The sequence below is a fragment of the Shimia sp. R9_3 genome (assembly GCF_017743755.1).
GTDB lineage: Bacteria > Pseudomonadota > Alphaproteobacteria > Rhodobacterales > Rhodobacteraceae > Shimia.
Window position 1 is genome coordinate 99,993 of the sequence record NZ_JAGHRP010000010.1, and the last position, 14,127, is coordinate 114,119.

A 14,127-nucleotide genomic window follows, 5' to 3' on the forward strand; every position below is an offset into this window, starting at 1 on the left:
TACTACACGGACCTTAAAAATCGACGAATAGCCCCGGCTTGGTAAGCCTCTCGGGGTGCGATCTAGGCGCACATGAGAGGTTTTCCAAGGCAGGGTTTGGAACGGGAGGCTCCCTTTGGGACGGGGGCCGGGAATTGTCCAGATCTTGACCGTCTCGTATGGGCGTGGTGCCGGGGACCCGACGGCACTTGCGTTCGGTGAGAAATGAAAGGTGACGATAGTCATGGCTCAAAGCTTTCTTGGCCAGAAACGTTTGCGCAAATATTACGGCAAGATCCGCGAAGTGCTGGAGATGCCGAACCTGATCGAGGTTCAGAAATCCTCATATGATCTTTTCCTGAAATCCGGTGATGCACCGCAGCCAACCGCTGGCGAAGGTATCATGGGCGTGTTTCAGTCGGTATTCCCGATCAAAGATTTCAACGAAACCAGCATTCTGGAATTCGTGAACTACGAGCTGGAAAAGCCGAAGTACGATGTTGAGGAATGTCAGCAGCGTGACATGACCTACAGCGCGCCGCTGAAGGTCACTCTGCGTCTGATCGTGTTTGATATCGACGAAGATACCGGCGCGAAATCCGTTAAAGACATCAAAGAACAAGACGTCTTCATGGGCGACATGCCTCTGATGACCCAGAACGGCACCTTTGTGGTGAACGGCACCGAGCGCGTGATCGTGTCTCAGATGCACCGTTCCCCTGGTGTGTTCTTTGATCACGACAAAGGCAAAACCCACTCCTCCGGCAAACTGCTGTTTGCCTGCCGCATCATTCCCTACCGCGGCAGCTGGCTGGACTTTGAGTTTGACGCCAAAGACATCGTCTACGCCCGTATCGACCGCCGCCGTAAGCTGCCTGTGACCACCCTGCTGTATGCGCTGGGTCTGGACCAGGAAGGCATCATGAATGCCTATTATGACACGGTGAACTTCAAGCTGGAGAAGAACAAAGGTTGGGTCACCAAGTTCTTCCCTGAGCGTGTGCGTGGCACCCGCCCTGTGATGGATCTGATCGACGCCGCAACCGGCGAAGTGATCTGTGAAGCAGGCAAGAAAGTCACCCCGCGCGCGGTCAAGAAGATCATCGACGAAGGCACCATCACCGAGCTGCTCGTGCCGTTTGACCACATCGTGGGCAAATTCGTCGCTGAAGACATCATCAACGAAGAAACCGGTGCGATCTACGTTGAAGCCGGTGATGAGTTGACGCTGGAATATGACAAAGACGGCGATCTGATCGGCGGGTCCCTGAAAGACCTGATCGACGCTGGCTTCACCGACATTCCGGTGCTGGACATCGACAACGTCAATGTCGGTCCATACATGCGCAACACCATGGCGGCAGACAAGAACATGAGCCGCGACACCGCGCTTATGGACATCTACCGTGTGATGCGTCCGGGTGAGCCACCCACCGTTGAAGCGGCAAGCGCGCTGTTTGACACCCTGTTCTTTGATTCAGAGCGTTATGACCTCTCCGCGGTTGGCCGTGTGAAGATGAACATGCGCCTTGCTCTGGATGCAGAAGACACCCAGCGCACCCTGCGCAAGCAAGACATCATCTCCTGCATCAAGGCGCTGGTTGAGCTGCGTGACGGCAAAGGCGACGTGGACGACATCGACCACCTCGGCAACCGTCGTGTGCGTTCCGTTGGCGAGCTGATGGAAAACCAGTACCGCGTTGGCCTGCTGCGCATGGAACGTGCGATCAAAGAGCGTATGAGCTCTGTTGAGATCGACACCGTGATGCCGCAAGACCTGATCAACGCCAAACCGGCCGCAGCGGCTGTGCGTGAATTCTTCGGCTCCTCGCAGCTGTCGCAGTTCATGGACCAAACCAACCCGCTGTCCGAGGTGACCCACAAGCGTCGTCTCTCCGCGTTGGGCCCAGGCGGTCTGACCCGTGAGCGTGCGGGCTTTGAGGTGCGCGACGTGCACGCGACCCACTACGGTCGTATGTGCCCGATTGAAACGCCGGAAGGTCCAAACATTGGTCTGATCAACTCGCTGGCAACCTTTGCCCGCGTGAACAAATACGGTTTCATCGAAACGCCTTACCGCAAGGTTGAGAACGGTGTGGTCTCCGACGATGTGAGCTACATGTCCGCAACCGAAGAGCAGCGTCACACCGTTGCTCAGGCAAACGCGGCGCTGGATGAAAACGGCAAATTCGTGAACGAGTTCGTCAACACCCGTCAGGCCGGCGAATACACGCTGGCAGCTTCGGAAAACGTCGATCTGATCGACGTGAGCCCGAAACAGCTGGTGTCTGTGGCGGCCTCGCTCATTCCGTTCCTTGAAAACGACGACGCCAACCGCGCTCTGATGGGCTCGAACATGCAACGTCAGGCGGTTCCGCTACTGCGTGCTGAGGCACCGCTGGTGGGTACCGGTATCGAGGAAAAAGTGGCGATCGACTCCGGCGCGGCCATTCAGGCCAAGCGTGCGGGTATCATCGACCAAGTGGATGCACAGCGTATCGTGATCCGTGCCACCTCCGATCTGGAGCTGGGCGACGCGGGCGTGGACATCTACCGTCTGCGCAAGTTCCAGCGCTCCAACCAGAACACCTGCATCAACCAGCGTCCGCTGGTGAAAGTGGGCGATACGGTTGCGAAGGGCGAGGTGATTGCTGACGGTCCGTCCACCGATATCGGTGAACTGGCGCTTGGTAAAAACGTGGTCGTCGCCTTTATGCCTTGGAACGGCTACAACTACGAAGACTCCATCCTGATCTCCGAGCGCATCGCGCGTGACGACGTGTTTACTTCGGTTCACATCGAAGAATTCGAAGTCGCCGCACGTGACACCAAGCTTGGCCCAGAAGAGATCACCCGCGACATTCCAAACGTCGGTGAAGAAGCGCTGCGCAACCTCGATGAGGCCGGCATCGTTTACATCGGTGCGGACGTTGAGCCGGGCGACATTCTCGTTGGTAAGATCACACCGAAGGGCGAAAGCCCGATGACTCCGGAAGAAAAGCTTCTGCGTGCCATCTTCGGTGAGAAAGCTTCTGACGTGCGTGACACCTCGCTGCGTGTGAAGCCGGGTGACTTCGGGACTGTTGTGGAAGTGCGCGTCTTCAACCGCCACGGTGTGGAAAAAGACGAGCGTGCGTTGCAGATCGAGCGTGAAGAGATCGAACGTCTGGCACGTGACCGTGACGACGAACTCGCGATCCTGGATCGGAACATCTATGCCCGTCTGAAAGACATGATCCTTGGCAAAGTGGCTGTGAAAGGCCCACGTGGCGTGAAAGCAAACTCGGAAATCACTGAGGAACTGCTGGCAAGCCTGAGCCGTGGTCAGTGGTGGCAGCTGGCGCTTGAAGATGAGGCCGACGCACAGATCGTTGAGGCTCTGAACGAGCAGTATGAGATCCAGAAGCGTGCGCTTGAGCACCGCTTTGAGGACAAGGTCGAGAAAGTCCGTCGCGGCGACGATCTGCCACCGGGCGTGATGAAGATGGTCAAAGTCTTCATCGCTGTGAAGCGCAAGCTTCAGCCGGGCGATAAGATGGCCGGTCGTCACGGGAACAAAGGTGTTATTTCCAAGGTTGTGCCTATGGAAGACATGCCGTTCCTCGCAGACGGTACGCCGGTTGACTTCTGTCTGAACCCACTGGGTGTGCCTTCGCGTATGAACGTTGGTCAGATCCTTGAAACCCACATGGGTTGGGCCGCACGTGGCCTTGGTCTGAAGATCGACGACGCGGTGCAGGAATACCGCCGCTCCGGCGACCTGACACCGGTTCGCGAAATGATGCGCCTGGCTTATGGCGAAGATGTCTACGAAGAAGGCATCGCTGGCATGGACGAAGGTCAGCTTCTGGAAGCGGCGGGCAATGTGACCCGTGGTGTTCCAATCGCGACCCCGGTCTTTGACGGCGCCAAAGAAAGTGACGTGAACGACGCTCTGGTGCGTGCTGGCTTCTCTGAAAGCGGTCAGTCCATCCTGTTTGACGGCCGTACCGGTGAACAGTTTGCGCGTCCGGTGACCGTGGGCATCAAGTACCTGCTGAAACTGCACCACCTGGTGGACGACAAGATCCACGCGCGTTCCACTGGCCCATACTCCCTCGTCACACAGCAGCCGCTGGGTGGTAAGGCACAGTTTGGTGGTCAGCGCTTCGGGGAGATGGAGGTCTGGGCTCTGGAAGCTTACGGCGCCGCCTACACCCTGCAGGAAATGCTCACCGTTAAGTCGGATGACGTGGCAGGCCGGACCAAGGTCTACGAAAGCATCGTCAAGGGCGAGGACAACTTTGAAGCGGGCGTCCCAGAATCGTTCAACGTTCTGGTCAAGGAAGTCCGTGGCCTCGGCCTGAATATGGAACTCTTGGATACGGAGATGGATGAGTAACGGTGCGCCCTCAGGGCACACCCTACGTAGGGTGCGCAGTTTCTGCGCACCGTCCCCTCTGCACCCTCTAACCTTTGAGGTACCAAAATGAACCAAGAATTGACGAACAATCCGTTCAACCCGCTGACACCGCAAAAGGCGTTTGACGAGATCAAAGTGTCTCTCGCGTCTCCTGAGCGGATCCTGTCGTGGTCCTACGGTGAGATCAAAAAGCCGGAAACCATCAACTACCGTACGTTCAAGCCAGAGCGTGACGGCCTGTTCTGTGCGCGTATCTTTGGCCCGATCAAAGACTACGAATGTCTTTGCGGCAAATATAAGCGCATGAAGTATCGCGGCGTTGTCTGCGAGAAATGTGGTGTTGAAGTTACCCTTCAGAAAGTGCGCCGTGAGCGTATGGGCCACATCGAACTGGCCGCGCCAGTGGCACACATCTGGTTCCTGAAATCGCTGCCATCCCGCATCGGCCTGATGCTGGACATGACCCTGCGTGATCTGGAACGTGTGCTGTACTTTGAAAACTACGTTGTCATCGAGCCGGGTCTGACCGACCTGCAATACGGCCAGATGCTGACCGAAGAAGAGTACATGGATGCGCAGGACGCATACGGCATGGACGCTTTCACCGCCAACATCGGTGCTGAAGCGATCCGTGAGATGCTGGCGCAGATCGATCTGGAAGCCGAAGCCGACCAGCTGCGCGCTGATCTGGCCGAAGCCACCGGTGAGCTGAAGCCCAAGAAGATCATCAAGCGTCTGAAAGTGGTTGAGAGCTTCATCGAGTCCGGCAACCGCCCGGAATGGATGATCCTGACCGTGATCCCTGTGATCCCGCCAGAGCTGCGCCCGCTGGTGCCGCTGGACGGTGGCCGCTTTGCGACCTCCGACCTCAACGATCTCTATCGTCGTGTGATCAACCGGAACAACCGTCTGAAGCGTCTGATCGAACTGCGTGCGCCTGACATCATCGTGCGTAACGAAAAGCGTATGCTGCAGGAATCCGTGGATGCGCTGTTTGACAACGGCCGCCGTGGTCGCGTGATCACCGGCGCCAACAAGCGTCCGCTGAAATCGCTCTCTGACATGCTGAAAGGTAAGCAGGGTCGTTTCCGTCAGAACCTTTTGGGTAAGCGCGTCGACTTCTCTGGCCGTTCGGTGATTGTGACCGGTCCGGAACTAAAGCTGCATCAATGTGGTCTTCCCAAGAAGATGGCGCTCGAGCTGTTCAAGCCGTTCATCTATTCCCGTCTGGAAGCCAAAGGTCTGTCCTCCACTGTGAAGCAGGCCAAGAAACTGGTGGAAAAAGAGCGTCCCGAAGTTTGGGATATTCTGGATGAGGTGATCCGCGAACACCCTGTCATGCTGAACCGTGCGCCAACGCTGCACCGTCTTGGGATTCAGGCGTTTGAGCCGGTACTGATCGAAGGTAAGGCTATCCAGCTGCACCCGCTCGTATGTTCTGCGTTTAACGCGGACTTTGACGGGGACCAGATGGCTGTTCACGTGCCGCTGAGCCTTGAGGCACAGCTGGAAGCCCGTGTTCTGATGATGTCCACGAACAACGTTCTGTCGCCGGCCAACGGTGCACCGATCATCGTTCCGTCTCAGGATATGATCTTGGGCCTCTACTACACCACCATCATGCGCGAAGGCATGAAGGGTGAAGGCATGGTCTTCTCCTCCATCGAGGAAGTGCAATACGCGCTGGATTCCGGTGCGGTACACCTGCACGCCAAGATCCACGCCCGTATCCCGCAGATTGACGAGAACGGTCTGGAAGTTGTTGAGCGTTTTGAAACCACCCCGGGCCGTGTGCGTCTGGGTGCGCTTCTGCCGCAGAACAACAAGGCGCCGTTTGAGCTGGTGAACAAGCTTCTGCGTAAGAAAGACGTGCAGAACGTGATTGACACCGTCTATCGCTACTGCGGTCAGAAAGAGTCCGTCATCTTCTGTGACCAGATCATGACCATGGGCTTCCGCGAAGCGTTCAAGGCGGGCATCTCGTTTGGTAAAGACGACATGGTGATCCCCGACAACAAATGGACCATCGTGGATGACACCCGTGATCAGGTGAAAGACTTCGAACAGCAGTACATGGACGGCCTGATCACTCAGGGCGAAAAGTACAACAAAGTTGTCGATGCGTGGTCAAAGTGTAACGACAAAGTCACCGACGCGATGATGAACACCATCTCCGCAGGTCAGACTGACGAGGACGGGGCCGAAGCGGAACCAAACTCCGTTTACATGATGGCGCACTCCGGTGCGCGTGGCTCGGTCACGCAGATGAAGCAGCTGGGCGGGATGCGCGGCCTGATGGCGAAGCCGAACGGCGACATCATCGAGACCCCGATCATCTCGAACTTTAAAGAAGGCCTGACCGTTCTGGAGTACTTCAACTCTACCCACGGTGCCCGTAAGGGTCTGTCCGATACGGCGCTTAAGACGGCGAACTCGGGTTACCTGACCCGTCGTCTGGTGGACGTTGCGCAAGACTGCATCGTGCGTATGCACGATTGTGGCACTGACGCTGCGATCAACGCCGAAGCGGCTGTGAACGACGGTGAGGTTGTCTCTTCGCTGGCAGAGCGTGTTCTGGGCCGTGTTGCGGCTGAGGACATCATGAAGCCGGGCAGCGATGAAGTGCTGGTGGCCCATGGTCAGCTGATCGACGAACGTATGGCGGACGCCATCGACGAAGCAGGTGTTCAGAACGCCCGCATCCGCAGCCCGCTGACCTGTGAGGCCGAAGAGGGCGTCTGTGCCATGTGTTATGGCCGTGACCTCGCACGCGGCACCATGGTCAACACCGGTGAGGCCGTTGGCATCATCGCGGCGCAGTCGATTGGTGAACCTGGTACACAGCTGACGATGCGGACCTTCCACATCGGCGGTGTTGCGCAGGGTGGCCAACAGTCGTTCCTCGAAGCGAGCCAAGAAGGCACGATCGTCTTTGAAAACGCCAACATCCTTGAGAACGCCAAAGGCGAAGCTCTGGTGATGGGCCGCAACATGAAGCTGATCATCCAAGGCGAAGACGGCGACGAGCGCGCAAACCACAAAGTGGGTTATGGCTCCAAGCTCTTCGTCAAGGACGGTCAGGTCATTGCCCGCGGCGACAAGCTGTTTGAATGGGACCCATACACCCTCCCGATCCTCGCGGAGAAAGATGGTAAAGCGAAGTTCGTTGACCTCATCACCGGCCTGTCGGTGCGTGACGAGACCGATGACGCAACCGGTATGACCCAGAAGATCGTGTCTGACTGGCGCGCCGCACCGAAGGGCAACGAGCTCAAGCCGGAAGTGATCCTTGTGGACGCGGATGGTGAGCCTGTGCGCAACGATGCTGGCAACCCGGTTCACTACCCGATGTCCGTGGACGCCATTCTGTCTGTCGAAGACGGTCAGGACGTTCAGGCCGGTGACGTTGTCGCGCGTATCCCGCGTGAAGGCGCTAAGACCAAGGACATCACCGGTGGTCTGCCTCGTGTGGCCGAACTCTTTGAAGCGCGTCGTCCGAAAGACCACGCAATCATCGCGGAAATCGATGGTTACGTGCGCTTTGGCCGCGACTACAAGAACAAGCGCCGCATCGCGATCGAGCCGTCTGATGAAGGCCAGGAAACCGTGGAATACATGGTGCCCAAGGGCAAACACATCCCGGTGCAGGAAGGCGACTTCGTGCAGAAGGGTGACTACATCATGGACGGTAACCCGGCACCGCACGACATCCTCTCCATCATGGGTGTTGAAGCGCTGGCGGACTACATGATTGACGAAGTGCAGGACGTGTATCGACTGCAGGGTGTGAAGATCAACGACAAGCACATCGAGGTGATTGTGCGCCAGATGCTGCAGAAGTGGGAGATCCAGGACTCTGGTGAAACCACCCTGCTCAAAGGCGAGCACGTTGAGAAGGCGGAGTTTGACGCCGCCAACGAGAAGGCACTGGCCGAAGGCCGTCGTCCTGCTCAGGGGGAGCCGATCCTGCTGGGTATCACCAAAGCGTCGCTGCAGACCCGTTCCTTCATCTCCGCGGCATCGTTCCAGGAGACCACCCGTGTTCTCACCGAGGCTTCTGTCCAAGGTAAGAAAGACAAGCTGGTCGGCCTGAAAGAGAACGTCATCGTGGGTCGCCTGATCCCGGCCGGTACCGGTGGGGCCACTCAGAAGGTGCGCCGCATCGCGTCTGAGCGCGACAATGTGGTGATCGAAGCCCGTCGTGAGGAGGCAGAAGCCGCCGCACGTCTGGCCGCGCCAACCGATGATGTGACCGCCGAGGACGTGTTTGACAGCGGTCTGGTGGAAACACCGGAAAGCCGCGACTTCGACTGAGATCTCTCAGACTGAATGACAATTAAAAAGGGCCCCCGGCATCAAGCCGGGGGCCCTTTTGCCTTCGGCGAGGATATTTGCGGCAAGAGGAAACCCGGGGTTGGCAAATCCCGCGCTCGGCCCTAACGTCGCGCGGTTGCTAAACGGGGAGGGCGGTCCATGGCGATGTCAGACAACACCAAGGGCGCGCTTCTGATGATGTGCTCCATGGCGGCCTTTACGTTCAACGACACCATGGTGAAGTCGCTGGGGCCGGATGTGCCGCTGTTTCAGATGTTGTTTCTGCGCGGTGTGGTTGCCAGCGCCTTGATCTATCTGCTGGCCAAATCGCTCGGCAAACTGCGCTGGCAGCTGTCGCGCCATGACTGGGGGCTGGTGGCGCTGCGCACGCTCTCTGAAATCGGCGCGGCCTATTTCTTTATCACGGCGCTTTATCACATGCCGATTGCCAATGTGACGGCGGTTTTGCAGATCCTGCCATTGACCGTGACCCTTGGCGGGGCGCTGTTCTTTGGCGAAGCGGTCGGGTGGCGGCGCGCCTCCGCAATTGCCGCCGGCTTTTGCGGGATGCTGCTGATTGTGCGCCCGGGGCCGGATGGCTTTGACCAATACGCGCTGTATGCGCTGGTGGCGGTGGGGTTTGTCACGCTGCGCGATCTGGCGACACGCAAGATGTCCTCTGATGTGCCCTCATTGACCGTGACCCTTGTGGCCTCGCTGGGAGTGATGCTCTTTGCCGGAGTGGCGAGCCTCGGCTCTGAGTGGGGCGTGATGGACCTGCGCCAGTGGGGGCTGCTCACCGGGGCGGCGGTGTTCATTCTAGGCGGCTACCTGTTCTCGGTGCTGGTCATGCGTGTGGGTGAGATCAGCTTTATCGCGCCTTTCCGCTACAGCAGCCTGCTGTGGGCGCTGATGCTGGGCTATGTGGTATTTGGCGACTGGCCCGATCCGATCACCCTGACCGGGGCCGCGATCGTGGTCGCCGCCGGGGTCTTCACCTTGATCCGTGGGCGGCGCCTGTCTCAGGCAAAAAGCGCGCGCACCTGATCTGCATCCACCGCAAAGCGCAGGCGGTACTCTTCCTCCTGTGCAGCGCTGAGCGGTTCCACAGGCACCGGTTTCACCTTTTTCTGGCGGCTGTCGTTATACCCGTTGTGGGTGCGCAGCCACATGGGGGCGTCGGTGAAAGAGACCGTGGGCATATGCTGGTTCATGATGCCGTGGCGAAAGTTCATGATGGTTTGGGAGACGCCGCCGCGCACATACATGCCAAGCGCGGCCACATAGAGGTTGCGCACCATGTCAGTGGCGGCAATGCCCGCTGCGCTCATCTCTGCGATGTAGCCCCGGTTCCAGTCAAAGGCCACGGTGGCATTGTCGCGCAACAGCCCCGGCACATCGTCCACCGCCGCGCGCAGCCGTTCAAAGAAATCCACAGAGATGGCGTCATCATCGTCATGGCGGAACTGCAGGCAGGGCGCTTTCATGTCCTTGCGCGCGCGGTTGATGATCTCTTTCATCAGCGGGCGGTGCTGTTTGGGCGGATGGGCTTCAATGCGGACCTGCGGCAGGTCGGCGGTGATGTCGTGCAGCCGCTCTTTGTGGTGTTTGGGCAGGCTGTCACCGATCACCACGATCAGCTCGAAATTCTGATCAGACTGTTCCCGCAGGCAGGGCAGGGCGATGGCCTCAAACAGCTTGAAGCGTTCCTCCAGCCGGTGCTCCTGATAGAGAAAGGCGATGCGGTCCTCGATGCTCTCATGTTCCACTTGAAACCCGCCCAATGCCGGGTATGAAAACCGGCACAGGCCAATCACCTGCATGTCTTTGCTGTGCATCTTACGCGCCTTATTTCCTGCTGGCCGCACCTTGGCAGCAGCGGCGGGCCAGCGCAACAGGGGGCAGCTGTTGACAAGTGCTCCGACTCCCAATATACGCGCGCTCATCCGGCAATGGGAGCAGTGTGCCCAACGCCGTTTCATACCTGTAGTGGTCAAGTTCCGGTCTACTTTGAAGGCCGCAACCTCTGAGACTCCACCGCGTCGTTCGCCTCGGAATGGGAACGAATGCGGTTTTTGCGCATGTGGCAACATCATGTGCAGAAAAAACGAAAACCGTGTGGGGCTCGCCCCGCGCATAATGGAAGCAATAGGAAAGAGACCCTATGCCAACGATTCAGCAGCTGATCCGCAAACCGCGTCAGCCTAAAATCAAGCGCTCCAAGTCACAGCACCTGGAGCAGTGCCCTCAGAAGCGCGGCGTATGTACACGTGTGTACACCACCACGCCTAAGAAACCGAACTCCGCTATGCGTAAAGTTGCAAAGGTTCGCCTGACCAACGGTTACGAAGTGATCTCTTACATCCCAGGTGAAAGCCACAACCTTCAGGAACACTCCGTGGTTCTGATCCGTGGCGGCCGTGTAAAAGACCTTCCGGGTGTCCGTTATCACATCCTGCGTGGTGTTCTGGATACCCAAGGCGTCAAAGACCGTAAGCAACGTCGTTCGAAGTACGGCGCGAAGCGTCCTAAGTAAGAAGGAGAGGCTGATATGTCACGTCGTCACGCCGCCGAAAAACGCGAGATTCTGCCTGACGCCAAATTTGGCGACAAGGTCCTGAGCAAATTCATGAACAACCTGATGATCGACGGCAAGAAATCTGTTGCCGAAAAGATCGTTTACAACGCGCTGGACCGCGTTGAAAACAAGGTGAAGCGCGCCCCTGTTGAAGTGTTCCACGAAGCACTCGACAACATCAAACCATCGGTTGAGGTTCGCTCCCGCCGTGTGGGTGGTGCCACCTATCAGGTTCCGGTCGAAGTGCGCCCTGAGCGCCGCGAAGCCCTGGCCATCCGTTGGCTGATTGGTGCTGCGCGTGGCCGCAACGAAAACACCATGGAAGAACGCCTGGCCGGTGAACTTCTGGATGCCGTGAACTCCCGCGGTACCGCCGTTAAGAAGCGCGAAGACACTCACAAGATGGCAGAAGCTAACAAAGCCTTCAGCCATTATCGTTGGTAAAGCCCAGAGGACATTAGACCAATGGCACGCGAATATACGCTCGAACATTACCGTAACTTCGGTATCATGGCGCACATCGACGCAGGTAAAACCACCTGTTCCGAGCGCATCCTGTATTACACCGGCAAATCCCACAACATCGGTGAGGTGCACGACGGTGCAGCCACCATGGACTGGATGGAGCAGGAGCAGGAACGTGGTATCACCATCACCTCCGCTGCGACGACCACTTTCTGGGAGCGCACCGAAGATGGCAAATCCGCTGATACTCCAAAGCACCGTCTGAACATCATCGACACCCCAGGCCACGTTGACTTCACCATCGAAGTTGAACGTTCTCTGGCGGTTCTCGACGGTGCCGTCTGTGTTCTGGACGCCAACGCTGGTGTTGAACCTCAGACCGAAACCGTGTGGCGTCAGGCTGACCGCTACAAGGTTCCGCGTATGGTGTTCGTCAACAAGATGGACAAAATCGGCGCTGACTTCTTCAACTGTGTGAACATGATTGAAGACCGCACCGGTGCAACCGCTGTTCCAATCGCGTTCCCAATCGGTGCAGAAACCGAGCTGGAAGGCCTGGTTGACCTGGTCACCATGGAAGAGTGGCTGTGGCAGGGTGAAGATCTGGGCGCGTCCTGGATCAAGGCACCTATTCGCGACGAACTCAAAGATCTGGCCGACGAATGGCGCGGCAAGATGATCGAGAACGCCGTCGAGCAAGACGACGACGCGATGGAAGCCTATCTGGAAGGCGAAGAGCCTGACGTGCCAACCCTGCGCAAACTGCTGCGCAAAGGCACTCTGTCTCTGTCTTTCGTTCCGGTTCTGGGCGGTTCTGCGTTCAAGAACAAAGGTGTTCAGCCTCTGCTTAACGCTGTGATCGACTACCTGCCGTCCCCACTGGACGTTGTTGATTACATGGGCTTCGCACCGGGTGACGAAACCGAAGAGCGTAACATCGCGCGTCGTGCAGACGACGACATGGCGTTCTCCGGCCTGGCGTTCAAAATCATGAACGACCCGTTTGTTGGCTCCCTGACCTTTACCCGGATCTACTCCGGTCAGTTGAACAAGGGCGACACGCTCCTCAACTCCACCAAAGGTAAGAAAGAGCGCATCGGTCGTATGATGATGATGCACTCCAACAACCGCGAAGAAATCACCGAAGCATTCGCAGGTGACATCATCGCTCTGGCGGGTCTGAAAGACACCACAACTGGTGACACGCTCTGCGCGACCAACGATCCGGTGGTTCTGGAAACCATGACCTTCCCGGATCCGGTGATCGAAATCGCTGTTGAGCCAAAGACCAAAGCTGACCAAGAGAAAATGTCTCAGGGTCTGCAGCGCCTGGCAGCCGAAGACCCATCCTTCCGTGTTGAGACCGACATCGAGTCCGGTCAGACCATCATGAAGGGCATGGGCGAACTTCACCTGGACATCCTCGTGGACCGTCTGAAGCGTGAGTTCAAGGTTGAGGCCAACATCGGTGCGCCGCAGGTGGCATACCGTGAAACGATCTCCAAGGCGATCGAGCACACCTACACCCACAAGAAACAGTCCGGTGGTTCCGGTCAGTACGCTGAAGTCAAAATGGAAATCATGCCGACTGAAGCGGGTGAGGGCTACTCTTTCGAAAGCCGCATCGTTGGTGGTGCTGTTCCGAAGGAATACATCCCGGGTGTTGAAAAGGGCATTCAGTCCGTCATGGACTCCGGTCCTCTGGCTGGCTTCCCTGTGATCGACTTCAAAGTTGCTCTGATCGACGGTAAGTTCCACGACGTGGACTCCAGCGTTCTGGCCTTTGAAATCGCAGCTCGTATGGCAATGCGCGAAGGCATGAAACTGGCCGGCGCGAAACTGCTTGAGCCGATCATGAAAGTGGAAGTGATCACACCGGAAGAATACACCGGTGGCATCATTGGTGACCTCACCTCCCGTCGTGGTCAGGTGTCCGGCCAGGAGCCTCGCGGCAACGCCGTGGCGATCGACGCATTTGTGCCTCTGGCCAACATGTTCGGTTACATCAACAACCTGCGTTCGATGTCTTCCGGCCGTGCCCAGTTCACCATGCAGTTCGACCACTACGATCCGGTTCCGCAGAACATCTCCGACGAGATCCAAGCGAAATACGCATAACGAAATTTGGGAAGCGGGCTGCCCGCTTCCCTTCTCAACATCAAGGAGGCCATCATGGCTAAGGAAAAGTTTGAGCGCAGTAAACCGCACTGCAACATCGGCACCATTGGTCACGTTGACCACGGCAAAACCACGCTGACCGCCGCGATCACCAAACAGTTTGGTGACTTCAAAGCGTACGACGAAATCGACGGCGCGCCAGAAGAAAAAGCACGTGGCATCACCATCTCCACCGCGCACGTGGAATATGAAACCGAAGCACGTCACTACG

Annotated in this window: 8 protein-coding genes; 7 read left to right on the top strand and 1 reads right to left on the bottom strand. The window is 57.6% G+C overall.

Annotation, left to right across the window (positions count from 1 at the left end; genetic code table 11):
• The first annotated feature begins 223 nt into the window (after window positions 1–223).
• The 3 genes from rpoB (at window position 224) to J7412_RS19620 (ending at window position 9,742) form a co-directional block, all read left to right on the top strand.
• Complete coding sequence (gene rpoB / locus J7412_RS19610; RefSeq protein WP_209080792.1) at window positions 224–4,360, top strand: DNA-directed RNA polymerase subunit beta; 4,137 nt, start codon at window positions 224–226, stop codon at window positions 4,358–4,360.
• A gap of 87 nt (window positions 4,361–4,447) precedes the next feature.
• Entirely contained in the window at window positions 4,448–8,695 is a 4,248-nt protein-coding gene (gene rpoC / locus J7412_RS19615) for a DNA-directed RNA polymerase subunit beta' (RefSeq protein ID WP_209080800.1), read from the top strand.
• Between the two features lie 165 nt (window positions 8,696–8,860).
• Complete coding sequence (locus tag J7412_RS19620) at window positions 8,861–9,742, top strand: DMT family transporter (protein ID WP_209080818.1); 882 nt, start codon at window positions 8,861–8,863, stop codon at window positions 9,740–9,742.
• Here the strand turns inward: J7412_RS19620 and J7412_RS19625 are convergent.
• Window positions 9,718–10,518, bottom strand: coding sequence for a putative rhamnosyl transferase (locus J7412_RS19625; RefSeq protein WP_209080816.1), 801 nt, complete (start codon window positions 10,516–10,518; stop codon window positions 9,718–9,720). The genes J7412_RS19620 and J7412_RS19625 overlap by 25 nt on opposite strands.
• Before the next feature lie 341 nt (window positions 10,519–10,859).
• Between J7412_RS19625 and rpsL the strand changes: the two genes are divergently transcribed.
• The 4 genes from rpsL to J7412_RS19645 form a co-directional block, all read left to right on the top strand.
• Window positions 10,860–11,231: a 30S ribosomal protein S12 gene (gene rpsL, locus J7412_RS19630; protein ID WP_054000841.1), complete on the top strand. Its 372-nt coding sequence runs from the start codon at window positions 10,860–10,862 to the stop codon at window positions 11,229–11,231.
• Window positions 11,232–11,246: 15 nt separating this feature from the next.
• On the top strand, window positions 11,247–11,717 hold the full coding sequence (gene rpsG, locus J7412_RS19635; RefSeq protein ID WP_132861092.1) for a 30S ribosomal protein S7: 471 nt from the start codon (window positions 11,247–11,249) through the stop codon (window positions 11,715–11,717).
• Between the two features lie 21 nt (window positions 11,718–11,738).
• Window positions 11,739–13,856 (top strand): elongation factor G, encoded by a 2,118-nt coding sequence (fusA, locus tag J7412_RS19640; RefSeq protein WP_209065896.1) that lies wholly within the window; start codon window positions 11,739–11,741, stop codon window positions 13,854–13,856.
• Window positions 13,857–13,910: 54 nt separating this feature from the next.
• Window positions 13,911–14,127: GTP-binding protein (locus tag J7412_RS19645; RefSeq protein ID WP_247743738.1), on the top strand; the 217-nt coding region annotated here is incomplete at its 3' end.

What these genes read in the sequence shown, in the direction of transcription:
- rpoB (WP_209080792.1), top strand. Translation starts at nt 224, where the DNA reads ATGGCTCAAAGCTTTCTTGGCCAGAAACGTTTGCGCAAATATTACGGC.
- rpoC (WP_209080800.1), top strand. Translation starts at nt 4,448, where the DNA reads ATGAACCAAGAATTGACGAACAATCCGTTCAACCCGCTGACACCGCAA.
- J7412_RS19620 (WP_209080818.1), top strand. Translation starts at nt 8,861, where the DNA reads ATGTCAGACAACACCAAGGGCGCGCTTCTGATGATGTGCTCCATGGCG.
- J7412_RS19625 (WP_209080816.1), bottom strand. Translation starts at nt 10,518, where the DNA reads ATGCAGGTGATTGGCCTGTGCCGGTTTTCATACCCGGCATTGGGCGGG.
- rpsL (WP_054000841.1), top strand. Translation starts at nt 10,860, where the DNA reads ATGCCAACGATTCAGCAGCTGATCCGCAAACCGCGTCAGCCTAAAATC.
- rpsG (WP_132861092.1), top strand. Translation starts at nt 11,247, where the DNA reads ATGTCACGTCGTCACGCCGCCGAAAAACGCGAGATTCTGCCTGACGCC.
- fusA (WP_209065896.1), top strand. Translation starts at nt 11,739, where the DNA reads ATGGCACGCGAATATACGCTCGAACATTACCGTAACTTCGGTATCATG.